The sequence below is a fragment of the Mesorhizobium sp. M0029 genome (assembly GCF_040323735.1).
Taxonomy (GTDB): Bacteria; Pseudomonadota; Alphaproteobacteria; order Rhizobiales; family Rhizobiaceae; genus Mesorhizobium.
Window position 1 is genome coordinate 41,521 of record NZ_JAMYVF010000001.1, and the last position, 25,215, is coordinate 66,735.

The following is a 25,215-nucleotide window of genomic DNA, read 5'->3' on the forward strand; positions in this document are numbered from 1 at the left end:
GGGGCCAGTTTCAAAAAGCTTTCATCTGGCTGTCATATGAAACCGATACCGCATCGCAGGCGTCCAGGACGCCAGTTCAACGGAGAGAACACATGTTCAAGTTCACAGGGAAAGTGCTTTCCCTTTCGGCCGTCGCCCTCATGGCGACCTCTGCTATCTCGTCGGCCCAGTCCATGGATGAACTGGTTGCCGCTGCGAAGAAGGAAGGCCAGCTCACCACCATCGCGCTGCCGCATGACTGGTGCGGCTACGGCGCCGTCATCGACGGCTTCAAGGCAAAGTATCCTGAGATCACCATCAACGAACTCAACCCCGATGCCGGCTCCGGCGACGAGGTCGAGGCGATCAAGGCCAACAAGGACAACAAGGGCCCGCAGGCGCCCGACGTCATCGACGTTGGCCTGTCCTTCGGCCCGACCGCCAAGGCTGACGGCCTGATCCAGCCCTACAAAGTGTCGACCTGGGACTCGATCCCCGACAGCGCCAAGGATGCCGATGGTTACTGGACCGGCGACTACTATGGCGTGCTATCCTTCCTGGTGAACAAGGACCTCGTCAAGGAAGCGCCTGCTGACTGGGCTGACCTGCTGAAGCCGGAATTCGCCAACACCGTGGCGCTTGCCGGCGACCCGCGCGCCTCGAACCAGGCCATCCAGGCCGTCTACGCGGCCGGCATTTCCGGTGGTGCGGCTGCCGGCGAAGCTGCTGGCACTGCTGGTCTCGACTTCTTCAAGAAGCTTAACGCCGCCGGCAATTTCGTGCCGGTCATCGGCAAACCGGCGACCCTGGCACAAGGCCAGACGCCGATCCTGGTGACCTGGGATTACAATGCACTTGCCGGTCGCGACACGCTGAAGGGCAATCCGCCCGTCGACGTCGTCGTGCCCAAGACCGGTGTCGTTGCCGGCGTCTATGTGCAGGCGATCAGTGCTTTCGCACCGCATCCGAACGCTGCCAAGCTCTGGCTTGAGTATCTCTACTCCGACGAAGGCCAGATCGGCTGGCTGAAGGGCTATTGCCACCCGATCCGCTTCAACGATCTTGCCAAGAACGGCAAGCTCCCGGCCGACGTGATGGCCAAGCTGCCGCCGGCCGAGGCTTACGCTGCCGCGGTGTTCCCGACGCTGGACGAGCAGGGCAAGGCAAAGGAAGCCGTCACCAAGAACTGGGATGCCGTCGTCGGCGCCAACGTCAAGTAAGGCTTGAAACCAACCGGGCGGCCTCGCGGCCGCCCGGTGTTCCTCGGAGACGGTAGCCGCCGCATGACAGATATCTCGCTTTCCGATCACGCAGTTGCCGGGAAGACCGCGCCCCCCAGCCAGGCGCGTGCAATGCGACTGCCGACGCAATGGCTCGGCGTTGCGCCATTCTTCATCTTCGCCATCATGTTCCTGATCCTACCCACGCTCTATCTGATGCTGGGTGCATTCCAGAACGATGCCGGCGAATTCACGTTCGAAAACATAGCAGCACTGGCGCAGCCATCGATTGTCGCCGCCTACTGGATCTCGCTCAAGGTCAGCCTTTCCTCGGCGCTGATCGGCGCCTTGGCCGGGCTTGCGATCGCCATCGCGATCGTGCGCGGCGGCCTGCCGGAGTGGATACGCTCGGCAACGCTAACCTTTTCCGGCGTTGCTTCCAATTTCGCCGGCGTACCGCTGGCCTTCGCCTTCCTCGCGACACTGGGACGGCTCGGTCTCGCGACGGTGCTTCTGAACACGGTGTTCGGCCTCAACATCTACGCACACGGCTTCAACATCCTGTCGTTCTGGGGCCTGACGCTGACCTATGTCTATTTCCAGATCCCGCTGATGGTGGTCATCATCACGCCGGCGATCGACGGTTTGAAGAAGGAATGGGGCGAGGCCGCCGCGACGCTCGGCGCCACCCAGGCGCAATACTGGCGCATGGTGGTGATCCCGGTGATCTGGCCAAGCTTCCTCGGCACGGTCATCCTGCTCTTTGCCAATGCCTTCGGCGCGATCGCCACCGCTTATGCGCTGACCGGCTCCTCCCTCAACATCGTGCCGATCCTGCTCTATGCGCAGATCCGCGGTGACGTGCTGCACAATGCCCATCTCGGCTATGCGATCGCCTTCGGTATGATCGTCATCACCGGGCTGGCCAATGTCTTCTACATCTGGTTCCGGACGCGCTCGGAGAGGTGGCTGAAATGAAGTCCGGAAAATTCTGGGCCTGGGTCGTCTTCGGGCTGGGCGCGGCCTATTTCTTCATTCCGCTGATCGCGACGGTGGAATTTTCCTTGCGCATGCGGCGCGGCGCTTATTCCTTCGACGCCTATCAGATCGTGCTTGGCGACCCTCGTTTTCAGGCGACCTTTGGCTACTCAGTGCTTGCCGCCATCTTCACCATCATTCTGGGCGTGTTGATCGTGGTGCCCGCCGCCTACTGGATTCGACTGCGCCTGCCGCAACTGCGGCCGATCGTAGAGTTCATCACGCTGCTGCCGCTGGTCATTCCCGCCATCGTCATCGTCTTCGGCTATATCAGGATGTACGGTTCGAATTCGCCGCTGCCGTTCCTGGCGACCGACATGGGCACAAATGCCTTGCTGGTCATCGGCTATGCAATGCTGGCGCTGCCCTACATGTATCGCGCGGTCGATACCGGACTGCGCACCATCGACGTCAGGACGCTGACCGAAGCGGCGCAGATCCTTGGCGCCGGTTGGGGCACGATCATTGGTCGTGTGATCCTGCCCAATGTGCTGATCGCCGTGCTGTCGGGCGCCTTCCTTACCTTCGCCATCGTCATTGGCGAATTCACCATGGCCAGCTTGCTCAACCGGCCCGCCTTCGGTCCCTATCTGCAAAACGTTGGCGCCAACCGCGCCTATGAGCCGGCGGCGCTTGCCATCATCGCCTTCGCCATCACCTGGGGCTGTATGTCGCTGATCCAGATCCTGTCCCGTTTCGCGCCGAGATCGGCGAACCGCCCGAACTGATCGACAAAGTACTGATCGAAAGAAAAAGCCATGGCCGAACCATTCCTCTCCATCCAGCATGTGCGAAAATCCTTCGGCGCCACCACCGTGGTCGAAGATTTCAATCTTGATGTCGAGCCGGGCGAGTTCGTTTCCTTCCTTGGGCCATCGGGTTGCGGCAAGACCACCGTGCTGCGCATGGTCGCCGGTTTCGAAGAGCCGTCGGCGGGCAAGATCGTCGTCGCAGGCAAGGACATCACGAGGCTGAAGCCCAACCAGCGCAATGTCGGTATGGTGTTCCAGGCTTACGCGCTGTTCCCGAACCTGACCGTGGCGCAAAATATCGGCTTCGGCCTGAAGGTCGCCGGCATGGCAAGGGCAGAGATCGATTCCCGGGTCGCCGAGATGCTCGACATCATCAAGCTGCCGCAGATGGCCGCCCGCTATCCCTACCAGCTCTCCGGCGGCCAGCAACAGCGCATCGCGCTGGCCCGCGCCATCGCGCCGAAGCCGAAGCTGCTTTTGCTCGACGAGCCGCTGTCGGCGCTCGACGCCAAGGTGCGCGTCTCGCTGCGCGAGGAAATCCGCTCGATCCAGAAGAAGCTCGGCATCACTACCATCTTCGTCACACATGACCAGGAAGAGGCGCTGTCGATCTCGGACCGCATCGCGGTGATGTATGGCGGCAAGGCCGAGCAGGTCGGCACCCCGTTCGAGATCTACAACCGGCCGGCGACCAAGTTCGTCGCCAATTTCGTCGGCACGCTGAACGTGCTCGAAGGCACTGTCACCGATGCCGCGTCCGGCAAGGTGCGCGTCAACACGCAGGAAGTCTCGCTAATGGGCAAGCTCAACGGCTCGAAGTCCGGTGACACGCTGTCGCTGGCGCTGCGACCGGAGGCGATTTCGCTCGGACGCCAACCCGGGCGCGATTCAAGCCTGTCGGGCGAAATCTCCGAAGTGCACTTCCTCGGCTCAGTCATTCGCGTTCGCGTCGGCATCGGCGGCAACACAGTGTCGCTCGACACCTTCAACAGCCCGGCAACGCCACCGCCCGCGGTCGGCGAGAAGGCCGACATATCGTTCTCATCAAGCGATATGCTGGTGCTGCACTAGCAAGCAGCATTTTGGCGCGACCGAGGCGGTCGATTCGAGCTGGCGCGATGAACGGCCGTATCATTGCCGGACCCCGAGTGCTGGATAATCAACAGCATCTTGCCATCCAGCCACTGCCCATGATGCCGCTTCGCCGCTACGATGGGCCATGGCGCTATTCGAACTTACCCTCATCCTGCTTCTGGCTGCCGTCGCGCTGACGGCGCTGTCGCGGCGGCTGGAAATTCCCTATCCGTCCCTGCTGGCTCTGGCCGGCGTCGCGATTGCCTTCGTACCCGGTGCGCCGACGATCGAGATCGATCCGGAGCTGGCGCTTGCCCTGTTCATCGCGCCGGTGCTTCTCGACGCCGCCTATGACACGTCGCTGCGCGACCTCAAGCGCTACCGGCTGTCGCTCGCGTTGCTCGCGCTGGGCGCCGTGGTCTTCACCACCGTGGTGGTTGCCTTGGTCGGCTGGAAGATGGCCGGCCTGCCGATCGCGGCGGCAATCGCGCTTGGCGCCATCGTCGCGCCGCCGGATGCGGTGGCCGCATCCGCCGTGCTCAGCCAGTTCAAGGTACCGCACCGCATCACCGCCATCCTGCAGGGCGAGAGCCTGCTCAACGATGCCACGGCGCTGCTGATCTACCGGCTGGCGGTTTCGGCCGCGCTTGGCACGATCATGCTCAGCAACGCCGTTCCGGTGATCCTGCTGGCAACGATCGGCAGTGTGATCGCGGGCTATCTGTTTGGCCGCGTCTCGCTGCTGGCGCTCGGCCGCATCGAGGATGCGGCGAGCAGCACGGTGGTGCAGTTTGCCGGAACCTTCGCCGTGTGGATCATCGCCGACAGGCTCGGCCTTTCCGCCATCATCACCATCGTCGTCTATGCCATAACCATTGCGCGCAGGGCGCCGCGCCAGTCGTCGGCGAGACGCCGCGTCAGCACCTATTCGGTCTGGGAGTCGGCGGTGTTCGTGCTCAACGTGCTGGCTTTCGTGCTGATGGGCCTGCAGGCACGCACGATCGTTGGCAGGCTGGCCGGCGACGGGCAAGGCGAAGCATTCCTTTTCGCCGCAACGGTGCTGGTCGTCGTTATCGTCGCGCGCCTTGTCTGGGTGGCGAGTTACGTCGCGATCATCCGGTGGCTTGCCCGCTTCGGCAGCCAAGAGGCAAGGCGGGAATTGCCGACGTTCGGCGGCGCCGTCATTGTCGGCTGGTGCGGCATGCGTGGGTTGGTGACGCTGGTGGTGGCCATTGCGCTGCCGGCCGATTTTCCCGGCCGCGACCCGATCGTGCTTGCCGCCTTCGCGGTGGTGCTGGGCACGCTGGTGCTGCAAGGCATGACGCTGAAGCCGCTGCTGCGCTGGATCAACTTCGACCCCGATAGAACCGTCGACAATGAGGTGGCGCAGGCGCGCGTCGCCATCATGCAGGCAGCACTGGACGTGCTGAGCCGCAAGACATCTGCGGCCGCCGCCGTCGTGCGCGAACAGTATGAAGCGCAGCGCCTGATTGCGGAAAACCCGGAGGACGCTCAGGCCGCGACCGAATACGACCGGCTGCGCCTCTATGCCATCAACCGCCAGCGCGACACGCTCGAGGAGTTGCGCAGCAACGGCACGATCGGCGACGAAGCCTACCACCGGCTGGAGGAAGAGATCGACTGGGCCGAACTGGCGGCATCGCCGGCGGGCCGGTTCCAGCCGCTGACCACATCATAGACGCTGGCCCAGTTCCGCCGTCGTGCCGGTACATTGCAACCCGTCTGCCGAACCGCTACTGCCAAAGCGAAATTGAGCCGGATAAGCAATGAAGCTGGTCAGCTACAACATCCAGTACGGGTTCGGCGGCGATGGCCGTTACGATCTTTCGCGCTGCACCAAGCTGGTCGACGGCGCCGATATCATCGCGCTGCAGGAGGTCGAGCGGCATTGGCAGCGCACCAATGAGGACGACCAGCCGGAGGTCCTGTCCAAGCTGCTGCCTAGCTATTACTGGGTCTATGGCCCGGCCTTCGACATGGACGCCAGTGAGCAGCGCGACGGCCGGGTCGTCAACCGCCGCCGCCAGTTCGGCACCATGCTGCTGTCGAAGCTGCCGATCGCCTGGTCGCGGCTGCACGCGCTGCCCATGCGCCGCACGCTGCGGCCGCTCAACACGCGTAACGCCGCGCTCGAATGCATGATCCGCACGCCGGCCGGACCGGTAAGGGTCCTGTCGCTGCATCTCGCCCATATCGCGGCGGAGGAGCGTCTGGAGCAGATCGACTATCTCTTGGCCGAGCATCGCCGCGCGCCGTCCGAGGGCGGCCCGTGGAGCGGCGCGGACGATGAGCCTTCGCGCAACTGGACCAGCGGCGAGGCCGAGCCGGAGAACCCGACGGCGGCGATCTGGATGGGCGATTTCAACATGGAGCCTGGCAGCGCCGAATACAGCCGCATCGTCGGCAGCACGCCCTATCATCGCGGGGCGGCCTATCTCGACGGCTTTGTTGATGCCGCTGCCGTCGCTAGCGAGCCGGCTGCCGATTACCACACCCATGTGAAAACTATCGACGGGAAAGTGGCAAAACGCCGGCTCGACCATTGCTTCGTCGGCGGTATGTTCGCCGACCGTGTGCGCTCGGTCAGTGCCGATATAGGCGAGATCGCTTCAGACCATTTTCCGGTCCGGATCGATATCGATCTCGAAACGCCTTTGAGCTCGGGAGATCGGTGAGCCCTCGATGACGCTTTTCGTCTTCTTCGCGGTGCTTGCCGCCGCCGCCATGCACGCGATCTGGAACGCGCTGGTCAAGGTCCATCTCGATCGCTTCCTGTCGATCACGCTGATGACACTGGGCATGGGGTTTGCCGCGCTTTTCGTGCTGCCCTTCGTCGAGTTTCCGAAGGCCGAAGTGTGGCCTTTCATCATCGCCTCGGTGATTTTCCACATGGGCTACCGGACTTTCCTGATCGGCGCCTACAAGGCCGGCGATTTCGCCCAAACCTATCCGCTGGCGCGCGGCACGGCGCCGCTTTTGACCGCCCTCGGCGGCGTTGTCGTGGTGCAGGAGATGCCGGCGCCTTTCGCCATCCTCGGCATCCTGCTGCTGTCGGCCGGCACGTTGGTGATGTCGTTTCGCGGCGGCGCGCATCTGGAGCGGATCAATGTGCGGGCGGTCGGCTTTGCGCTCGGCACTTCGATCTTCATATCCAGCTACACGCTCTCCGACGGCAGCGGCGCGCGGCTGGCCGCAACGGCAACGAGCTATGCCGCATGGCTGTTCATCTGCGATGCCACGTGGGCGCTGGTGCTGTGCCTCATCTTTCGCGGGCCCAAGGCGCTGCCCGTGCTGGCGCGCGACTGGAAGGCAGGCCTGTTCACCGGCGTGCTTAGCGGCGCGGCCTACTGGATCGTCATGTGGGCGATGACCAAGGCGCCGATCGCCTCGGTGGCGTCGTTGCGCGAGACGTCGATCCTGTTTGCCATGATGATCTCGGTTTTCGCGCTCGGCGAGAAGATGACAGGCTGGCGCGGCGCCGCCGCGCTCAGCATCGTCGCCGGTGTCGTGGCCCTCAGACTGGGCTGAGAGCCTGATACTTCAGCCGAGCACCGTCATCACCTGTCCGCGCCGTTCCGGACTGAAGCGGATGACGACGATGATGCAGACGGCGACCACGCCGGCAAACAGCGCCAGCGCGTAGCCATAGCTGCCTCCAGACGTCTCGGCGATGCCGGCCTGGTAGGGACCGCCATAGGACGCCGCGAGATTGCCGGCCTGGTAGATGAAGCCGGGCAAGGTTGCCCGCACGGCGCCGGGCGACAGCTCGTTAAGATGCACCGGGATGACGCCCCAGGCGCCCTGCACCGCGACCTGCATGACGAAGGCGCCGATGGCCAGCATGAACGGTGTCGAGCTGAAGGCCCAGAGCGGAATCGAGGGCAAGGCAATCAGGCAGGCGAGCGTTATCGCGCTGACGCGGCCGATCTTCTCCGACAGTGCGCCGAACGCCAACCCGCCGACGATGGCGCCGATATTGGCGACGATGGTGATCCAACTCACCGTGTGCGGGTCGAAGCCATGCTGCTTCTTGAGGAAGGTCGGGTAGAGGTCCTGCGTGCCGTGGCTGAAGAAATTGAAGAACATCATCAGCACGACCGCATAGACGGCGACGCCCCAGTGCTTCCGCAGCGTTTCAAGAACGCCAGGTCTGACGGACTTCTGCGCCTCGACGAAGGCCGGCGATTCCGGCACATGCGAGCGGATGAAGAGCACGATCAGTGCCGGCAGGAAGGAGAGCAGGAACATGGCGCGCCAGCCGATCGTGTAACCACCGATCGTCTGCTCGTAAAGCACGCCGTAAACCACGGCCGCCAGAAGGTAGCCGGTGGGATAGCCGCATTGCAGGATGCCCGAGACCATGCCGCGGGCACTGGGCGGAATGGACTCCATGGCGAGCGAACTGCCCAGCCCCCATTCGCCGCCCATGGCGATGCCGAACAGAGCGCGCAGCGCCAGGAAAATGCCGAGATTGGGCGAGAAGGCAGCCAGCGCGCCGATCACCGAATAGCTTACGATGTTGAGCATCAGAATGGGCTTGCGGCCATATTTGTCGGCCAGCCTGCCGAAGAAGAAGGCGCCGATGAAGCGTGTCGCCAGCGTCAGGAACAACGCTTTGGAGACTGCCGGGACGTCAGTGTTGGATTCGGTTGCGATATCGGTGAGCAGGAACGTCAGAAGGAAGAAATCAAAAGCGTCGAGCGTCCAGCCGAGGAAGGAGGCAAGGACGGTTTTCTTCTTCTGCGCGGTGAGAGCCACGACGTTCCTCCTAAACGCCCCCGGGGAACGATATGTTCCTTGGGGCGCAAAAGAGAACAGGCGTCAGCCGGCTTTCGAAAGAAGCGCGGTCACTTTTTCGTAATGTCGAGATCGAACACCATCAGCCCGTCGGTGCCGCCTTCGAGCGCTGCGACCAATCGGGCGCCGGCGCGCTGATGCGCTTCATGCACGAGATAGGCGTCGCGGGCGGCGGCATCGCGGAAGTCGATGGTGAAGGCATGGCTGAAGCCGCGCGCGAACGGCTCCGGGCTGACATTGGTGCTGAAATGGACCGTGTCCATGCCGTCGACAACAGAGCGCAGTGCTTCGAGATCGGCGTGGATTGCCGTGCGCTCGGTGGCGGGCACATCGCTGCGGAAGCGTACGAAGACGCAGTGTCTGATCATTGGTTCGTTCTCCTAAGTGGCTATGCGGCCCGATTGCCGGAGAACACCGCCGGCGGAAGCGGCTCGCGGCCGAGGATGATGTCGGCGCCTTTTTCGCCGACCATGATGGTCGGCGCATTGGTGTTGGAGGAAGGCACGCGCGGCATCACCGAGGCATCGCAGACGCGCAGGCCCTCGATGCCGCGCAGGCGCAGGTCCGGTGTGACCACCGCCATATCGTCATGGCCCATGCGGCAGGTGCCCACGGGGTGATGGTCGGTCTTGGCGGTGCGGCAGGCATAGTCGATCAGCTCGTCGTCGCTGGCGAGCGATGGTCCGGGCAGCACCTCGCGCAACACGTAAGGTGCAAGCGCCTTCTGCCGCATGATCTCGCGCGCAAGCCTGAGGCCCTTGATCGACATGGCGCGGTCATAAGGGTCCGACCAATAGTTGGGATCGATCAGCGGGTGGTCGGCCGGGTCGGCGCTGCTCAGCCGCACCGTGCCGCGCGAGCGCGGGCGCAGGAAGGCCGAGTTCAAGGTCACGCCGGGGTTCTGCAACCTCTCGACGCCGGCCTCGATGCCGGAGCCGAGTCCCAGATGGAACTGGATGTCGGGCGAGGCGGCGGTCGGATCGGCGTACCAGAAGCCGCCGGTCTCGAACAGGCTGGAGGCGACCGGCCCTTTCTTCAGCAGCAGATACTGCAAGCCGGCCCACGCGGTGCGGTGCAGCTTGGCGTAGTTGTCATAGGTGTGGTCGCCGGTGCATTCGGCGATGACGAACAAATCGAGATGGTCCTGCATGTTGGAGCCGACACCGGGCAGATCATGCACCGGCGTCACGCCGACCGATTTCAGGTGATCAGCCGGGCCGATGCCCGACTGCATCAACAGCTTCGGCGAACCGATGGCGCCGGACGAGACGATCACTTCGCGCTCGGCGCGCATGATGGTCTTCTCGCCGCCGGGTTTGTCGACGATCTCGACGCCGGTGGCGCGGCCTTTCTCGACGACGATGCGGGTGACCAGCACATCGGTTCGGACCGTCAGGTTCTTGCGGGCGCGGATGGGCTTCAAATAGGCGACCGAAGCGGATGAGCGCCGGGCGTCCTTCTGGGTCAGCTGGTAGTAGCCGACGCCTTCCTGGCTAGCGCCGTTGAAATCCGGGTTGAAGGGGATGCCCATCTCTTGGCCGGCGCGGAAATAGGCCTCGCAAATCGGCAGCGGCGAAATCGGGTTCGACACGCCGAGCGGCCCCTGGTCGCCGTGAAAATCGTTGGCGAAGCGCTGGTTGTTCTCGGCGCGCTTGAAATAGGGCAGCACGTCGCGATAGCCCCAGCCCGCGAGGCCCTCTTCCTTCTCCCATGCGTCGTAGTCGCGAGCGTTGCCGCGCGTGTATATCTGGGCATTGATGGACGAGCCGCCGCCGACCACCTTCGCCTGCGTATACCAGAAGACGCGGTTCTGCATGTGCCTCTGCGGCACGGTCGACCAGCCCCAGGAAGCGATGCCCTTGGTCATCTTGGCAAAGCCCGCCGGCATGTGGATGTAGGGGTGCCAGTCCTTGCCGCCGGCCTCGAGCAGCAGCACGGAGTTCGCTGGATCCTCGCTCAGCCGGTTGGCCAGAACGCAGCCGGCCGGGCCGGCACCTACGATGATGTAGTCGGTCATAACCCTATCCACCTACAGTCGAGGCACGGAGAGCGCGCCGTCGACATTGATAATCGAGCCTGTGGAAAAGCCGAGCTTGCCGGCGGCAAGCGTCGCCACCACGGCGCCGATGTCCGATGCTTCGCCCCAGCGTTTTGCCGGCACCAGGCCGCTGTCGATAAGCGCGTCGTATTTGGCTGATACGCTCGCGGTCATGTCGGTGCGAATGATGCCCGGCCGCAGTTCGAACACGCCGATGTTTTCCGGCGCAAGCCGTAGCGCCAGGTTCTTCACCCACATCGAAAGGCCGGCTTTCGAGATGCAGTAGTCGGCGCGTTCCGGCGAGGCCATATCGGCGCTGACCGAGGTGATGGTGATGATCGAGCGCGGATGATTGCTGGGAGCCGCCAGCATCGCCTTGGCGACGGCCTGGCTAAGGAAGACTGTGCCGCGCAAATTGACGTCCAGCGCACGGTCGAAATTCTCGGGCTTCAGCTCCAGCAGATCGCCGCGCACCACGGCGCCGATGCCGGCATTGTTGACGAGGCAGTCGATGCGGCTGAAGGCACGTATGGCGGCGTCGACGAGGGCCGTGTGATCCTCGAGGTTGGCGATATCACAACGGACATAGGCGAACTCCGCACCCCGTGCGGTGATGTTGGCGGCCAGTTCGTCCGGCGCTTGTTCGGCAAGGTCGGCGATCAAAATGTCGAAGCCGTCCCCGGCCAGCGCCTCGGCGCAGGCGAGCCCAATGCCGCGCGCACCGCCGGTGACGATTGCTGCGGGGCGGGTCATGCCGCGAGGTCCGTTCGGCGAATATGCTCGGCCACGCGCAGCGCCTGTGCCGCAATCGACAGCGCCGGATTCACGGCGGCCGAGTTCGGCAAAAAACTGGCGTCGACAACGAACAGGTTCGGGTGGTCGAAGGCGCGGCAGAAAGGGTCGAGCGGCGACGTCGCCGGATGGTCGCCCATTTTCACCGTGCCGCACTGGTGCGAGGGCGTGCGCTTGTCGAAGGGACGCGACAGCACGATGGGATAACCGCAGGCGCGGAAGTTCTCACGCATCACCCTGGTCAGCCCGTCCAGCGACTGCATGTTGGAGCGCCGCCATTGCATGACGATGTCCTTGCCGTCGACCATGATGCGGCTTTCCGGATCGGGTAGATCCTCGCACATCAGATACCAGTCGACGGCGTGACCGGCCATGTAATCGAGCGCGAATTTCGGCACGCGTTTGACGTTGGCCTTCAACATGTTGCCGTCGATCTTGCCGAGCAGCTGGACGTTGCCGAGCGGCTTGCCGCCTTTGCCGTCGGAGAGATAGTAGTCATTCAGCATCAGCGTCTTCTGGTAGACGCTGTCGTTCCTGCGGCGCGGATCGATCGCCAGCATGGCGCTCGAATTATGGTTCATGAAATTGCGGCCGACCTGGTCGGAGCGGTTGGCGAGGCCTTTGCCATCTGGTGAAGGCGAGCGCAGCAGGATGACGGCGGAATTGACCGCGCCGGCCGACAGAATGACCAGCTTCGGCGCGACTTTCTTCATCTCGCCATTCTGACGGTAGTGAACGGCAGCGATGCTTTTGCCGTCGGACGACGCTTCGAGATATTCGACATGGCAGCCGGTTTCGAGTCGGATATTGCTGTCCTTAAGTGCAGCCGTCAGCGGTCCGGTCTGCGCATCAACCTTGCCCTGGGCGGTGTTGGGGAATGCGTCCCAGCCGGTCTTGCCCCCTTTCAGCCAGGTGTCGATGTCGACGCCGAGCGGCAGCGAGGCGGGGTGCAGGCCCAGTCCCTTCAGCTCGGCGCGGGCGCGCGCAATCGGCGCCTCGTCGGGCACCGGCTTGAAGGCATAGGGGATGGAGTGGAACGGTTCGGTCGGGTCCTCGCCGAGTGAACCGCGGACGCGAAACAGCTGCTCGGCTTTCGAATACCAAGGCTCGAATTCATCGTAGGAAAACGGCCATGCCGGCGAGACGCCACCGAAGTGCTCCATGGCGGCGAAATCCTCTTTGCGGTAGCGGATCAGCACCGCGCCATAGAATTTCGAATTGCCGCCGACATAGTAGTAATTGCCGGGGTTGAAGGCCGCACCGCCGGCCTCGCGCCACATCTCCTTCGGACGGTAGTGGCCGTCGACGAAAATGGAGCGCGTGTCGCGGGCATGCGGCGTTGCCGTCAAGGGCTCACCGCGCTCCAGCATCAGGATCGAGGCACCGCTGCCCGCCAGACCGGAGGCGATCGTAGCGCCGCCGATACCGGAGCCGATGATGACGATATCGGGGCTGACCATCTCGATCAGCGGATGCGGTGTTCGGTCGCCGGATCGAAGAACACGGCCTTGGTCAGGTTGAAGGCGAGCGGCGTGCTGGTGCCCGGCTGGATGTTGGCGTCGGCCCGCAACCGCGCCACCACGCCCTTGCCGCCGAGGTTGGTCACCGCGAACGTGTCGGACCCTGCCGGCTCGACCACTTCGATGTGCAGGTCGGCAGTGGCAATGTTGGAGGCGTTGCGTTCCGCACCTTCCGGATCGGTCAGCGCTTCCGGGCGCACGCCGAAGATGATCGGCTTGCCCTGGAATGCCGAAAGACCCGCCGGCGCGTTGGCCATCGGCAGCGTGATCGGCTCGCGCGCCTCGCGCTCCAACACGACGGACAGCGCATTGCCCGACGTGGCAATGGTCGCCGGGATCAGGTTCATCGCTGGCGAACCCATGAAGTCGGCGACGAACAAATTGGTCGGGTTGTTGTAGATCTCGGCCGGGGTGCCGAACTGCTGCACCTCGCCGTCGCGCATGACGGCGATCTTGGTAGCCAGCGTCATCGCCTCGATCTGGTCGTGGGTGACGTAGACGATGGTTGTGCCGGTGGTGGCATGCAGGCGCTTGATCTCGATGCGCATGTCGACGCGCAATTTGGCGTCGAGGTTGGACAAAGGCTCGTCGAACAGGAACAGCTTGGGGTCGCGCACCAGCGCCCGGCCCATGGCGACGCGCTGGCGCTGGCCGCCGGAAAGCTGGCTCGGCTTGCGCTGCAGGAGGTGGCCGATCTGCAGGACCTTGGCCACCTTGTCGATCGCCTTTTGGCGTTCGTCGGCCGGCACGCCGCGCATCTCCATGCCGAAGGAGATGTTTCCGGCCACCGTCATGTTCGGATAGAGCGCATAGCTCTGGAACACCATGGCGATGTCGCGCTTGGATGGGTGCAGATCGTTGATGGCGCGGCCGTCGACGCGGATTTCGCCCTCGGTGATCTGCTCCAGGCCGGCAATCGTGTTGAGCAAGGTGGACTTGCCGCAGCCGGACGGGCCGACCAGCACCAGGAAGCCGCCCTTTTCGAGCTCGACATCGATGCCCTTCAGGATCTCGACATTCCCGAAGCGCTTCTTCAGCCCATCAATTTCCAGAAAAGCCATGGTCGTTCCTTCCGAATTGATCAGCCCTTGACCGCGCCAGCCATCAGCCCGCGCACGAAATAGCGGCCGGCGACGACATAGACGATCAGAGTGGGCAGAGCCGCGATCATCGCGGCCGCCATGTTGACGTTGTATTCGACGACGCCGGTCGAGGTGTTGACGACGTTGTTGAGCGCCACCGTCATCGGCATGGAGTCGCCTGTGCCGGCGTAAGCCGAAGCGAACAGGAAGTCGTTCCAGATGTTGGTGAACTGGTAGATGACGGTGACGACGAAGATCGGCATCGAGTTCGGCAGCATGATGCGGCGGAAGATCTGGAAGAAGGAGGCGCCGTCGACCTGCGCCGCCTTGATCAGTTCGTTCGGGAACGCCTCGTAATAGTTGCGGAAAAACAGCGTGGTGAAGCCGATGCCGTAGACGACATGGACGAAGACCAGGTTGACCGTCGGATTGCCGAGACCGAAACTCGTACCCGTCGCATTCTGCAGCTTCACGCCGAAACGTCCCAGGCTGCCGAGGATGGTCGCCATCGGCAGCAGCACCGACTGGAACGGAATGAAGCAGGCAAACAGCATCAGCCCGAACACCAGCGTGGCGCCGCGAAAGCGCCATTTGGTCAAGACGTAGCCGTTGAGCGCGCCGAGCATGGTCGAGATCAGTACGGCTGGAACCACCATCTTGATCGAGTTCCAGAAATAGCCCTTGATGCCGGCGCAGGTGAGGCCGACGCAGGTCTCGCCCCAGGCCTTCAGCCACGGGTCGAAGGTCGGCGCCGTGGGCAACGCCAGCATGTTGCCGTTCTGGATCTCGTCCATGGTCTTGAACGAGGTCACCAGCATGACGAACAGCGGCATCAGATAAAACAGCGCAAACAGCGCTAGAAGCCCGTAGATGACGATACGGTTGAGGGTCTTGGTGCTCATGCCGCCGGAGGCCTTTTGGGAAGCAGCGGGGCGGGCAGGGGTGGCGACAGCGCTCATCGCGGCTTCTCCCTGAGTTCCGAATAGAGATAAGGCACGATGATGGCAACGATGGTCATCAGCATGATCACGGCACTGGCCGAGCCGACAGCCATTTCGTTGCGCTTGAACGTGTACTCATACATGAAGTTGGACGGCAGCCAGGCCGAGCCACCGGGGCCGCCGCTGGTCAGCGCCACCACCAGATCGTACGACTTGATGGCGAGGTGGGCGAGCACGATGAAGGCCGACAGGAAGATTGGCCGCAGCAGCGGAATGACGATGCGGCGATAGAGCTGGAAGGTGGTGGCACCGTCGATCTGCGCCGCCTTCATGATCTCGCCGTCGATGCCGCGCAGGCCGGCCAGGAACATCGCCATGATGAAGCCGGAGGCCTGCCAGACGCCGGCAATGACCACCGTGTAGATGACGAAATCCTTGTTCTTGATCCAGTCGAAATGGAAGCTCGTCCAGCCCCACTGATGCAAGGTCTGCTCAAGACCGAGGCCCGGGTCGAGGAACCATTTCCAGGCAACGCCGGTGACGATGAAGGACAGCGCCATCGGGTAGAGATAGATCGGCCGCAGCACGCCTTCGCCGCGGATCTTCTGGTCGAGCAGGATGGCCAGGAACAGGCCGAGCGCCAGGCAGATGGCGATGTAGAGAAAACCGAAAATGCCCATATTGACGATCGACGTGTACCAGCTCGATGGCGGGTCGGAGTCGAACGTCCAGCCCCATAGCCGTAGATACGCGCGTGGTCCGGTAATGACATAGGACGGGAAGGTCTTGGAATTGGTGAAGGACAGATAGACCGTCCACAGGATAAAGCCATAGACGAAGACGATGGTGATGGCGAAGCTCGGCGCCAGCACGATCTTCGGCAGCGCGTCCTGCAGTCGCGCGCGCACGGAGGGGCGAGACCGCTCGGGTGTCAGCTTGATCTGGGTTGTCGCTACACAGCTCATGAGGCTCCTCCCGTTAGGGTCGTCCGTGCTCTGCCGTCAGGAGGCAAGGCGGCCCCGTGCATACGGGTCTCTGGTCGGCATGGTGTTCAAGAGCGCTTTCACCGTTTCACGGAAACGGCGAACCTCTCTAACTCTTTCTTTCACGCAATTCCGGCCGGAAAACCGCTCACACTTTTCCTGGAATTGCGCCAGCTGGCCAATCCTTAGGTGACACCTTCCCCGCCGAAGCGGGGAAGGTGTGTTTCTGGCCAGCGCTTACTTGGCGTCGTCGATTGCCTTGACCAGTTCGGTCACGGCTTCGTCCGAGGTCTTGATCTGACCATGGACGAACTTCGAAACGACGTCCTTGTAGGCATTGGCGACCGCCGGAGGCGCGCCATAGCCCTGGGCAAGCGAGCCGAACAGTGTGCCGCCTTCGTTGGCAGCCTTCAGGTCGGCGATGCCCTTCTTGCCGCACGCGTCGAAGTCGGTGTCCGGAACGTCGGTACGGGCGGGAACCGAACCCTTGACGACGTTGAAGGCCGACTGGAAGCTCTTCGACAGGGTGGCGGTGGCCAACGCGACCTGGGCGGCCTTGCGGTCGTCCGGAACGTTGAACATGCCGAACATGTCGGAGTTGTAGACCACCGAGCCTTCCGTGCCCGGGAAGCGATAGCACAGGAAGTCGGTGCCCGGCGTTTTCTTGGCGGCGTTGAACTCGCCCTTGGCCCAGTCACCCATCACCTGCACCAGGGCATCGCCCTTGATGACCATGGCGGTGGCAAGGTTCCAGTCGCGGCCCGAGAAGTTCGGGTCGACATAGGTGACGAGCTTGGCGAGGTTGTCGAACGACTTCTTCATCGTGTCCGACTTGAGGGACTCGTCGTCGAGGTCGTTGAAGGCCTTCTTGTAGAACTCAGGTCCGCCGGTCGACAGCACAACCGAGTCGAACATGGTGGCTTCCTGCCAGTTCTGGCCGCCAAGGGCGAGCGGAATGACGCCAGCCGCCTTGGCTTTGTCGAGCAGGGCGACGAAGTCGTCGAAGGTCTTTGGCTCGGTGCCGCCGATCTTGTCCATCACCGCCTTGTTGATCCACAGCCAGTTGACGGAGTGGACGTTGACCGGAGCAGCGACCCACTTGCCGTCATAGACGGAGAACTTCTGCAGGGCTGCCGGAACCGACTTGTCCCAGCCTTCCTTCTTCGCCGTCTCGGTCAGGTCGCCCATCACGCCGGCCGCCGCATAGTCGAGCACGGTGTAGCCGAGCATCTGCGACGCGGTCGGGTAATTGCCGGCCGCGACCATCGCCTTCAGCGCAGTCATGGCGGCGTCGCCGCCACCACCGGCCACCGGCACGTCCTTCCAGGCATAGCCTTCCTTGGCAAGGTCGCCCTTGAGGACGTTGAGAGCAGCCGCTTCGCCGCCCGACGTCCACCAATGCAGCATCTGCACTTCCTTGACGTCCTCGGCATGGGCCGAGAAAGCAAAGGCCGTCGCCAGAGCCGTTCCGATAAGCAGTTTGCGCAACATGTTCTACCTCCCTTGTTGCATTACACGACCGGTGGAAGCCCCACCGGGTTCTTCCAAACTCAGCCGACCCACCAACCGGTGCGCTGGCCGCGATGAAACTGGATTGTCTTTTCCTCGGTATAATCCTCGACAGCGCGTTTGCCGAGTTCGCGTCCGATGCCGGACTGCTTGTAGCCCCCGAATGGCAACTCGGGAAAGCCTTCCATGAATGTGTTCACCCAAACGGTCCCCGAACGCACACCACGCGCCACCGACATACAAGTGTCGATGCTGGCGCTCCACACCCCTGCAGACAGACCATAGGGCGTGTTGTTGGCGATGTGCAACGCCTTTTCAATCGATCCAAAAGTCAGCACGGAGAGCACCGGGCCAAACACTTCCTCGCGCGCAATAGCCATGTCTTCGGTAACGCCGCGGATGATGGTCGGATCGAGGTACTGGCCGGCATTGGACGCCAATTGGCCGCCACCGGTATAGACATTGCTGCCGTCTTTTGCTGCCGCCACGACGTAATCCGCCACCTTGGTCAGATGGTCGGCGGAAATCATCGCGCCAACCTTGGTTCGGTCGTCGAGTGGGTCCCCGACCGTTACCTTGGCGGTCAGGGCCTTGACAGTGGAGAGGAAATCGTCGGCGATGGCTTCATGCACGATCAGCCGGCTGCCGGCATTGCAGCATTCGCCGGCGTTGAAGAAGCCGCCGAACACTGCTGCGTCAGCGGCCGCCTCGAGATCGGCATCGGGGAAGACGATCTGGCCGTTCTTGCCGCCGAGCTCCATCGAGACTTTCTTCAGCGACTGCGCGGCGGAAGCCATGGTCATCTTGCCGACGCGGGTAGAGCCGGTGAACGACACCATCTCGACCAGCGGATGGCTGACCATCGGCCCCCCGACATCGGCGCCGAGGCCGGCCAGGATGTTGACGACGCCCGCGGGCAGGCCGGCCTGCATCAGGATGTCGCCGAGCACGAAGGTCGAGGCCGAGGTCATTTCGCTCGGCTTGACCACCGCGGTGCAGCCGGCGGCGAGCGCGAAGGGCAGTTTCTGGCTGACGATCAGGAACGGGAAATTCCACGGGGTGATGATCGAGACGACGCCGATCGGCTCGCGCAGCACCACGCCCAGCATGGCGTCGCCGAGATTGGCGTAACTCTCGCCGTGCAGCGTGCGGGCGAGCGAGGCGGCATAGCGCCAGATGTCGACGGCGCCGCCGATCTCGCCGCGTGCCTGGGCGATCGGCTTGCCGGATTCCAGCGCATCGAGGCGGGCGATGTCTTCGAGCTGGGCCTCGATCAGGTCAGCCGTCTTGAGCAAGATCGCGGCGCGCTCGGCCGCCTTCGTGCGCGGCCACGGGCCGGTCTCGAATGCCTTGTGCGCGGCCTGCATGGCCGCCTCCACCTCGGCCTCGCCGGCCTGCGCATAGCGCGAAACGGTGAAGCCATGGCCGGGGCTGTTGCGCGCAATCGTGCGGCCGTCACGGGCATCGACATGCTTGCCGTCGATCAGGAGCTTGTAAGCCTTCGGCGCCTTGGACGCCTCGGCCGGCATGGAAATGTTGAGCGGTGCGTTCATCATGCTTTCTCTAGGATCTTGAAAAGGCCGGCTTCTGCTTGGCCTTGAAGGCGCTCACGCCGGCTTTGAGGTCGCCGGTCCGCGCAATGAAGCCGCTGGCGAGCGCCTCGGTGGCGGCGGCGCTTTCCTCGCCTTCGGCGACCGCAATCATCAGCTTGGCGGCTTCAGTTGCGAGCGGCCCCCGTTCGGTGATTTTTTCGGCCCAAATCCTGGCCTCTGCCAGCGCCTGGCCGGTCTCGACCACGCGGTCAACGACGCCGAGTGCAAGCGCGTCGGAGGCGGCAAAGAGCTCGCCGCCGAGTGCCATGCGGCGCACGATCTGGGCCCCAAAGCGGCGCACGGCGCGCTGCGTGCCGGACCAACCGGGGACGACGCCGATCGATGTCTCGGGAAAGCCGAGCTTCACCTGCGTTTCGGCGACACGGAAGTCGCAGGCGACTGCCAGCTCCAGCCCGCCACCCAACGCATGGCCGGAAAGCACGGCGATGGTCGGCTGCCGCAGCCGCGCCAGTCGGTCGAAGACGCGGTGGCCATAACGCACCCATTGCACCTGAAAGTCGGCAGCGCTCATCTCGCCCCAGGCCTCGACATCGCCGCCGGCGCAAAAGCCCTTGCCTTCGCCGCGGATCAGCACGACGCGCACGCCTTCAGCCATTTCGGCTTCGTCGAGCGCTGTCTCGAGCGCGCGCAGCATTGGAATGTCCAGCGCGTTGAACTTCTCCGGCCGGCGCAGCGTGACGATACCGATGGCGCCGTCCTGCTCGAAGGTGACGAGGCGCTCAGCCATGCGCGCCTCCGAGCGAAGCGCCACCATTCAGCGACAGGCCGATCGGCCGATCCTGGTACAGCGCCGCCGGTGTCACCTTGAGGTCGTTGGCGACGCCGAGCGGTGTTTCGGACTGCGCCAGCACATCGCGTTCGAGGTCGATGCCAGGCGCCAGTTCCGTCACCATCAGACCGTCCGGCGTCAGCTTCATCACACAACGCTCGGTGACGTAGGTGATGTCCTGGCCTTGAGCGACGGCGCGCTTGCCGGAGAAGGAGATGTGTTCGACCTCGTTGACGACCTTCTTGACCTTGCCTTCCGCGTCGATGCGGATGCCGCCATCGGCGAGCGAAAGCTTGGCGCCGGCATTGAAGAAGCCGGAGAAGACGATCTTTTTCGCCCGTGCCGTGATGTCGACAAAGCCGCCGGCCCCGGCGGTGACATGTGGCCGGGCCGAGAGTTTCGACACGTTGACGGAGCCATGGCGGTCGATCTGCAAGAAGGAGAGCAGCGAGGCATCGAAGCCGCCGGCCTGGAAATAGATGAACTGGTGCGGCGAGGGCATGATCGCCTCGGCGTTGGAAGCGCAGCCGAACTTGAAGTCGAGCAGCGGCACGCCGCCGACCGCGCCCTGCTCGATCACCCAGGTGACCTTGCCGTGCTGGCCTTCCTCGAGAAGGATACGCGGCACGTTGGCCGAGATGCCGAAGCCGATATTGACGGCCATGCCATCGCGCAACTCCATGGCGACGCGGCGCGCGATTACTTTCTGGATGTTCATTTCGGCGTTGCGAAAGCTTGACAGCGGGCGGAAGATCTCGCCCGAAATCGCCGGGTCGTAAGGCGTCAGCGTCGTCTGCAACTGGTCCGGCGCCACCACGATGTGGTCTACCAGCACGCCGGGCACGCGCACGTCATGCGGCTTCAGCGTGCCGTTCTCGACGACGCGCTTGACCTGCGCAATGACGATGCCGCCATTGTTGCGCGCGGCAAGCGCCTGTTCGAGGCCGCCGAGATAGGCGCCTTCATGTTCATAGGTCAGGTTGCCGCGCTCGTCGGCGGTGGTGGCGCGGATGATCGAAATGTTGGGCACGATCGAGCGGAAATAGAGCCATTCCTCGCCGTCGAACTGCTGCACCGAGACGATCGGCTCGCTTGCAGCCGCGTTCATGGCGCAGCCCTGGTGGCGCGGGTCGGCAAAAGTGTCAAGGCCGACCTTGGTCAGCACGCCCGGCCGCTTGGCGGCAGCTTCGCGGTGCATGTCGAACAGGATGCCGGACGGCACATTGTAGGCGGCGACCGAATTGTCGCCGATCATCTTCCATATCTGCGGCGGCTCGGACGAGGAGGGGCCCGAGGGATAGGAGCCGCAGAGCGTGCGCTTCAACAGGCCAGGCTTAGCCAGATGGTCGATGCCCTTGATGCCATACATGTCGCCGGCGGCGATCGGATGCAGCGTGGTGATATTTTTCGGATGGCCTTCAGCGTCGAAGCGCTCGCCGATGGCAGCCAGCACGGCATCCGGGCAGCCGAGGCCGCTCGATGACGAGACGGAGACGGTCATGCCGTCCTTGATGAGGCTGGCGGCCTGCTGAGCGGAGACGAGCTTGCTCACTTGGCGCTCCCGAGTTTCGGCTCGATGGCAACCGCCTTGCCGGATTTCCCGGACAGCAACGCTGCTTCGGCGCAGGCTAGTGACCAGACGCCGTCCTCGCCGGTTGCGGAGGGCTGGCCCGCGCCGCTAATAGCGGCATGGAACTGGCGCAGCGACCTGACGTAGAGGTCTTCGCGGTCGAAGCTCAGTTCCTCCTCGCCCTTGGCGGTGCGTAGCAGCACCGAACCGACCGGCTTCTGCGTCATCACATTTTTTGCGATCAGCGAACCTTCGGAACCATGCACCTCAAAGCCGGTATCGGCGAACTTGGTTGTGAAGCCTTCATGCGACTGGGCGATGATGCCCGACCCGAAGCGCCAGATGCACATGGCGCCGTCTTCCAGCCCGCTGCTGGCCATGCCGGCCAACTGGGTGAAGGCGGAGACCTCGACCGGGTCGTCGCCGAGCACGAAGCGCAGCGTGTCGGCATCATGCACGGTGATGTCGAGCACCACGCCGCCGCCGGCCTCAGGCTTGGTAATGCGCCAGCCCTGCAGGTTTTCCGGCAAATAGACGGAATGGAAGACGCGCGCGGCAATCGGCTTGCCGATATGGCCGGCTGATATGGCGTCGCGCATGGCGCGGTGGGCGCCGGCATTGCGCAGATGATGATTGGTGCCAAGCACGACACCGGCTTCCTTGGCGGCGGCGACCATTGTGCGCGCGTCGGCGCTGTTCAGCGCCAGCGGCTTTTCGCACAGAACATGCTTTCCCGCCTTGATCGCAGCCAATGCCTGTTCGAGATGCAGTTCATTGGTGGTCGAGATGTAGACGGCGTCGATTTCGGCGCCGAGCAGGTCGTCCAGCGTCGAGACGGCAAGCGGAATATTCTGTTCCGCGGCATAAGTCTTGGCGCGCTGCGGACTGGAGCTCATCACCGCCGCGATCTCGCCACTCTCTTGCGCGCGGATTGCGTTGATCATGAACTGTTTGGCGATCGTGCTGGCGCCGATCAGTCCCCATCTGACGCTCATGCTGCGTCTCCCATTCCTGCTGATGTGTTCTGGGCTCGGCGACCGGGACCGCAGCTGTCCCTGACGACCAGATTGACGGCGCCGATATGGTCCTCGGCATGCGTGGTGCGCGACTGGATCATCTTCAGCATGACGTGGGCGGCGCGTTCGCCGAGGCCGGGTGTGTCGACCGAGACGCTGGTCAGCGCCGGCATATAATGCTCGGCCTCGACCACGTCGTCGAAGCCGACGACGGCAAAGTCCGCGCCGGGCTCCAGCCCGCGCTTGCGCAGCGCCAGCATGACGCCGAAGGCGACGGCGTCGTTGAAGCACAGCGCCGCCGTCGGCGGCTCGGCCATGGCAAGGGCGGTTTCCAGGCACGCGATGCCGCCCCTGCGGCTGGTCTCGCCTTCGACGACAAGCACGTCGCGCCTGGCGATGCCCAATGTTTCGCAAGCTTCACGAAAACCGCCCAGGCGCTCCTGATAGACGATCAGGTCGGAGGTGCCGCCGAAGAAGGCCAGCCGGTGATGGCCCTTGCCGATCAGATGGGCGGCGGCGAGATACGCGCCGCGATGGTTGTCAGGAGCGATCACCGGGATGCGGCTGTCCGGCAGGCGGCGCATGGCGAAGACGACCGGCACGCCCGCCATCTCGAGGCGACGGAAGGCGCCCGGCGTGGTGCCGCGTGCCGGTGACACGATCAGGCCTGCGACGCCCTGTTCCATCAGCGACTTCAGCACTTCTTCCTGGCGCACCGGGTTCTCCGCCGTGTTGGCGATGAAGGGCACGATGCCGGCCGACTGGAAGACGCGCTCCATGCCGACCGCCAGCTCGGCGAAAAAGGGGTTGGTGAGATCGTTGATGACCATGCCGATGACGTTGGAATGGGCTTTGCGCAGATTGGCGGCGCCGCGGTTGTAGACATAGCCGACATCCTCGATCGCCTTGCGAACCTTGACCGCGGTTTCAGGCCGGATCAGCCCTGAGCCTTGCAGCACAAGCGACACCGTCGATTTGGACACACCAGCCTCGCGGGCGATGTCCAGGATCGTTGCCTTGGCCCGGCTGGCCATGTCGGTGGTTTCCTTCGCCTGAATGAGAAAATCTATTGGAACGTTCTAATCACTCTGCCAAACGAGAGTCAATCGGGATTCTTGCGGAGATCGAAAAGGTGATGAATGTGGTTCCCAGCAAGGACTCTTCGCCTTATTGAACGTTTGGGCCGGTTCAATCGCCGGAATCATAAAGTTCATTGATTTATTGGAACGTTCCATTTATAGGATGCCGAAACGGAGGTTGCCATGGATATCACCCTGCCTACGCAGAATGGCGGCCGCGTCAGCTACAAGCTCGCGGGCAGTCCGGTCGAGCCCGTAATCGGTGCGGTTTTCCCGCGCATCGCCTATGCCGCGGCCCATGTCGTCGCCGACCCTTTCGCGATGACCGACCCCTGGTCGAAGCCTGCGGTCGACTGGGACAAGACGATGGCGTTTCGGCATCATTTGTGGCGGCTTGGCTTCCGCATCGCCGAGGCGATGGACACCTCCCAGCGCGGCATGGGTTTCGACTGGGCGAATGCGCAGGAATTGATCCGCCGCTCGATCGCCGAGGCGCGCAGCGTCGAAGGCGCAGACCTCGCCTCGGGCGCGGGCACCGATCATCTGGCGCCGGCCGCTGCCAGAACGCTCGACGATGTGATCGCCGCCTATGAGGAGCAGTTCACCTTCATCGAAGGCGAGGGCGGCAAGGCGATCATGATGGCCAGCCGGTCGCTGGCGACGGTCGCAAAAGATCCGGACGACTATATCAGGGTCTACGATCGCATCCTCAGCCAGGCATCCGGCAAGGTCATCCTGCACTGGCTGGGCGACATGTTCGATCCGGCGTTGCAGGGATATTGGGGCAGTGGGAATTTCGAGGCTGCGCTCGACACCGTCGTCGCCATCATCGAGCGCCATGCTAATAAGGTCGAGGGGATAAAGATATCGCTGCTCGATGCCGGCAAGGAAGTTGCCTTGCGCAACCGGCTGCCGGAAGGCGTCGTCATGTTCACCGGCGACGATTTCAACTATCCCGAACTGATTGCCGGCGACGGGAAGCGGCACTCGCACGCCTTGCTCGGCATCTTCGACGCCATCGCGCCGGTCGCCAATGCGGCGCTCGCAAAACTGGCTGACGGAGACCGCGCCGGCTATGACGCGCTGATGGCGCCGACCGTGCCGTTGTCGCGCAAGATCTTCGAGGCGCCGACCGAGTATTACAAGGCCGGCATCGTCTTCATGGCCTGGCTCAACGGCCATCAGGACCATTTCGCCATGGTCGGCGGCATGCAGTCGGCGCGCGGTATCCTGCACTATGCCGACATCTTCCGCCTTGCCGACCAGGCAGGGTTGCTCGCCGATCCCGAGCGTGCGCTGGCCAGGATGAAGCATTTCTGCGCGATTGCAGGTGCCTGAGAACGACACAATCGCTGGCTGAAACCTGTCCCCCGTATGGGGGATTTGCGTTCTCGCGCCAAATCTGTATTCGGTTGCCGGGAT

22 protein-coding genes are annotated in these 25,215 nt (G+C 63.5%); 8 read left to right on the top strand and 14 right to left on the bottom strand.

What is annotated here, in order from left to right:
• Positions 1-92: 92 nt before the first annotated feature.
• The 7 genes from NKJ76_RS00210 to NKJ76_RS00240 all read left to right on the top strand — a co-directional run bounded on the left by NKJ76_RS00210 (position 93) and on the right by NKJ76_RS00240 (position 7,612).
• A complete protein-coding gene (locus tag NKJ76_RS00210) occupies positions 93-1,199 on the top strand; it encodes an ABC transporter substrate-binding protein (RefSeq protein ID WP_023671169.1) in 1,107 nt (368 codons plus the stop codon).
• A 63-nt stretch (positions 1,200-1,262) separates the two neighbouring features.
• The gene (locus tag NKJ76_RS00215) at positions 1,263-2,177 is read left to right on the top strand and encodes an ABC transporter permease (RefSeq protein WP_352536517.1); all 915 of its coding nucleotides are present in this window, start codon (positions 1,263-1,265) and stop codon (positions 2,175-2,177) included.
• Entirely contained in the window at positions 2,174-2,965 is a 792-nt protein-coding gene (locus tag NKJ76_RS00220; RefSeq protein WP_023671171.1) for an ABC transporter permease, read from the top strand. Before NKJ76_RS00215 ends, NKJ76_RS00220 begins: the two co-directional genes overlap by 4 nt.
• Before the next feature lie 30 nt (positions 2,966-2,995).
• The gene (locus NKJ76_RS00225) at positions 2,996-4,060 is read left to right on the top strand and encodes an ABC transporter ATP-binding protein (RefSeq protein ID WP_352536518.1); all 1,065 of its coding nucleotides are present in this window, start codon (positions 2,996-2,998) and stop codon (positions 4,058-4,060) included.
• Positions 4,061-4,208: 148 nt separating this feature from the next.
• Positions 4,209-5,762, top strand: coding sequence for a cation:proton antiporter (locus NKJ76_RS00230; RefSeq protein ID WP_352536519.1), 1,554 nt, complete (start codon positions 4,209-4,211; stop codon positions 5,760-5,762).
• Positions 5,763-5,850: 88 nt separating this feature from the next.
• Positions 5,851-6,759 (top strand): endonuclease/exonuclease/phosphatase family protein, encoded by a 909-nt coding sequence (locus NKJ76_RS00235; protein ID WP_023740943.1) that lies wholly within the window; start codon positions 5,851-5,853, stop codon positions 6,757-6,759.
• A gap of 7 nt (positions 6,760-6,766) precedes the next feature.
• Positions 6,767-7,612 carry an EamA family transporter gene (locus NKJ76_RS00240; RefSeq protein WP_023701015.1) on the top strand — a complete coding sequence of 282 codons (846 nt, stop codon included), beginning with the start codon at positions 6,767-6,769 and terminating at the stop codon, positions 7,610-7,612.
• A 12-nt stretch (positions 7,613-7,624) separates the two neighbouring features.
• On the opposite strand, the gene NKJ76_RS00245 is transcribed toward NKJ76_RS00240, so the two are convergent.
• The 14 genes from NKJ76_RS00245 to NKJ76_RS00310 form a co-directional block, all read right to left on the bottom strand.
• A complete protein-coding gene (locus NKJ76_RS00245; protein WP_352536520.1) occupies positions 7,625-8,842 on the bottom strand; it encodes an MFS transporter in 1,218 nt (405 codons plus the stop codon).
• Between the two features lie 89 nt (positions 8,843-8,931).
• Positions 8,932-9,249, bottom strand: coding sequence for a Dabb family protein (locus NKJ76_RS00250; RefSeq protein ID WP_023683219.1), 318 nt, complete (start codon positions 9,247-9,249; stop codon positions 8,932-8,934).
• Positions 9,250-9,269: 20 nt separating this feature from the next.
• Entirely contained in the window at positions 9,270-10,898 is a 1,629-nt protein-coding gene (locus NKJ76_RS00255) for a GMC family oxidoreductase (protein ID WP_352536521.1), read from the bottom strand.
• 12 nt (positions 10,899-10,910) lie between these two features.
• On the bottom strand, positions 10,911-11,672 hold the full coding sequence (locus tag NKJ76_RS00260; protein ID WP_023671178.1) for a 3-ketoacyl-ACP reductase: 762 nt from the start codon (positions 11,670-11,672) through the stop codon (positions 10,911-10,913).
• A complete protein-coding gene (locus NKJ76_RS00265; RefSeq protein ID WP_023686433.1) occupies positions 11,669-13,171 on the bottom strand; it encodes a GMC oxidoreductase in 1,503 nt (500 codons plus the stop codon). The genes NKJ76_RS00260 and NKJ76_RS00265 overlap by 4 nt, the downstream gene beginning before the upstream one ends.
• 5 nt (positions 13,172-13,176) lie before the next feature.
• Positions 13,177-14,292 carry an ABC transporter ATP-binding protein gene (locus NKJ76_RS00270; RefSeq protein ID WP_023671180.1) on the bottom strand — a complete coding sequence of 372 codons (1,116 nt, stop codon included), beginning with the start codon at positions 14,290-14,292 and terminating at the stop codon, positions 13,177-13,179.
• A 20-nt stretch (positions 14,293-14,312) separates the two neighbouring features.
• Positions 14,313-15,272 carry a carbohydrate ABC transporter permease gene (locus tag NKJ76_RS00275; RefSeq protein ID WP_023671181.1) on the bottom strand — a complete coding sequence of 320 codons (960 nt, stop codon included), beginning with the start codon at positions 15,270-15,272 and terminating at the stop codon, positions 14,313-14,315.
• Positions 15,269-16,219, bottom strand: a complete 951-nt coding sequence (locus NKJ76_RS00280; RefSeq protein WP_352536522.1) for a carbohydrate ABC transporter permease — start codon at positions 16,217-16,219, stop codon at positions 15,269-15,271. Before NKJ76_RS00280 ends, NKJ76_RS00275 begins: the two co-directional genes overlap by 4 nt.
• Before the next feature lie 255 nt (positions 16,220-16,474).
• Positions 16,475-17,728 (bottom strand): ABC transporter substrate-binding protein, encoded by a 1,254-nt coding sequence (locus tag NKJ76_RS00285; protein ID WP_027049809.1) that lies wholly within the window; start codon positions 17,726-17,728, stop codon positions 16,475-16,477.
• Between the two features lie 59 nt (positions 17,729-17,787).
• Positions 17,788-19,299, bottom strand: coding sequence for an aldehyde dehydrogenase family protein (locus tag NKJ76_RS00290; RefSeq protein ID WP_023686432.1), 1,512 nt, complete (start codon positions 19,297-19,299; stop codon positions 17,788-17,790).
• Positions 19,300-19,309: 10 nt separating this feature from the next.
• Positions 19,310-20,086 (bottom strand): enoyl-CoA hydratase/isomerase family protein, encoded by a 777-nt coding sequence (locus NKJ76_RS00295; RefSeq protein ID WP_352536523.1) that lies wholly within the window; start codon positions 20,084-20,086, stop codon positions 19,310-19,312.
• Entirely contained in the window at positions 20,079-21,680 is a 1,602-nt protein-coding gene (locus NKJ76_RS00300) for an acyl CoA:acetate/3-ketoacid CoA transferase (protein WP_352536524.1), read from the bottom strand. The genes NKJ76_RS00295 and NKJ76_RS00300 overlap by 8 nt, the downstream gene beginning before the upstream one ends.
• Complete coding sequence (locus NKJ76_RS00305; RefSeq protein WP_023691826.1) at positions 21,677-22,693, bottom strand: Gfo/Idh/MocA family protein; 1,017 nt, start codon at positions 22,691-22,693, stop codon at positions 21,677-21,679. The genes NKJ76_RS00300 and NKJ76_RS00305 overlap by 4 nt, the downstream gene beginning before the upstream one ends.
• Positions 22,690-23,748 carry a LacI family DNA-binding transcriptional regulator gene (locus NKJ76_RS00310; RefSeq protein ID WP_352536525.1) on the bottom strand — a complete coding sequence of 353 codons (1,059 nt, stop codon included), beginning with the start codon at positions 23,746-23,748 and terminating at the stop codon, positions 22,690-22,692. The genes NKJ76_RS00305 and NKJ76_RS00310 overlap by 4 nt, the downstream gene beginning before the upstream one ends.
• Positions 23,749-23,976: 228 nt before the next feature.
• Between NKJ76_RS00310 and NKJ76_RS00315 the strand changes: the two genes are divergently transcribed.
• Entirely contained in the window at positions 23,977-25,131 is a 1,155-nt protein-coding gene (locus tag NKJ76_RS00315) for a dihydrodipicolinate synthase family protein (RefSeq protein WP_352536526.1), read from the top strand.
• Positions 25,132-25,215 lie beyond the last annotated feature (84 nt).

Bases quoted from the DNA above. Each gene is read 5' to 3' on its own strand.
- NKJ76_RS00280 (WP_352536522.1), bottom strand. From the start codon at position 16,219: ATGAGCTGTGTAGCGACAACCCAGATCAAGCTGACACCCGAGCGGTCT.
- NKJ76_RS00210 (WP_023671169.1), top strand. From the start codon at position 93: ATGTTCAAGTTCACAGGGAAAGTGCTTTCCCTTTCGGCCGTCGCCCTC.
- NKJ76_RS00240 (WP_023701015.1), top strand. From the start codon at position 6,767: ATGACGCTTTTCGTCTTCTTCGCGGTGCTTGCCGCCGCCGCCATGCAC.
- NKJ76_RS00285 (WP_027049809.1), bottom strand. From the start codon at position 17,728: ATGTTGCGCAAACTGCTTATCGGAACGGCTCTGGCGACGGCCTTTGCT.
- NKJ76_RS00265 (WP_023686433.1), bottom strand. From the start codon at position 13,171: ATGGTCAGCCCCGATATCGTCATCATCGGCTCCGGTATCGGCGGCGCT.
- NKJ76_RS00305 (WP_023691826.1), bottom strand. From the start codon at position 22,693: ATGAGCGTCAGATGGGGACTGATCGGCGCCAGCACGATCGCCAAACAG.
- NKJ76_RS00295 (WP_352536523.1), bottom strand. From the start codon at position 20,086: ATGGCTGAGCGCCTCGTCACCTTCGAGCAGGACGGCGCCATCGGTATC.
- NKJ76_RS00215 (WP_352536517.1), top strand. From the start codon at position 1,263: ATGACAGATATCTCGCTTTCCGATCACGCAGTTGCCGGGAAGACCGCG.
- NKJ76_RS00290 (WP_023686432.1), bottom strand. From the start codon at position 19,299: ATGAACGCACCGCTCAACATTTCCATGCCGGCCGAGGCGTCCAAGGCG.
- NKJ76_RS00260 (WP_023671178.1), bottom strand. From the start codon at position 11,672: ATGACCCGCCCCGCAGCAATCGTCACCGGCGGTGCGCGCGGCATTGGG.
- NKJ76_RS00250 (WP_023683219.1), bottom strand. From the start codon at position 9,249: ATGATCAGACACTGCGTCTTCGTACGCTTCCGCAGCGATGTGCCCGCC.
- NKJ76_RS00235 (WP_023740943.1), top strand. From the start codon at position 5,851: ATGAAGCTGGTCAGCTACAACATCCAGTACGGGTTCGGCGGCGATGGC.
- NKJ76_RS00230 (WP_352536519.1), top strand. From the start codon at position 4,209: ATGGCGCTATTCGAACTTACCCTCATCCTGCTTCTGGCTGCCGTCGCG.
- NKJ76_RS00255 (WP_352536521.1), bottom strand. From the start codon at position 10,898: ATGACCGACTACATCATCGTAGGTGCCGGCCCGGCCGGCTGCGTTCTG.
- NKJ76_RS00220 (WP_023671171.1), top strand. From the start codon at position 2,174: ATGAAGTCCGGAAAATTCTGGGCCTGGGTCGTCTTCGGGCTGGGCGCG.
- NKJ76_RS00310 (WP_352536525.1), bottom strand. From the start codon at position 23,748: ATGGCCAGCCGGGCCAAGGCAACGATCCTGGACATCGCCCGCGAGGCT.
- NKJ76_RS00270 (WP_023671180.1), bottom strand. From the start codon at position 14,292: ATGGCTTTTCTGGAAATTGATGGGCTGAAGAAGCGCTTCGGGAATGTC.
- NKJ76_RS00275 (WP_023671181.1), bottom strand. From the start codon at position 15,272: ATGAGCGCTGTCGCCACCCCTGCCCGCCCCGCTGCTTCCCAAAAGGCC.
- NKJ76_RS00225 (WP_352536518.1), top strand. From the start codon at position 2,996: ATGGCCGAACCATTCCTCTCCATCCAGCATGTGCGAAAATCCTTCGGC.
- NKJ76_RS00315 (WP_352536526.1), top strand. From the start codon at position 23,977: ATGGATATCACCCTGCCTACGCAGAATGGCGGCCGCGTCAGCTACAAG.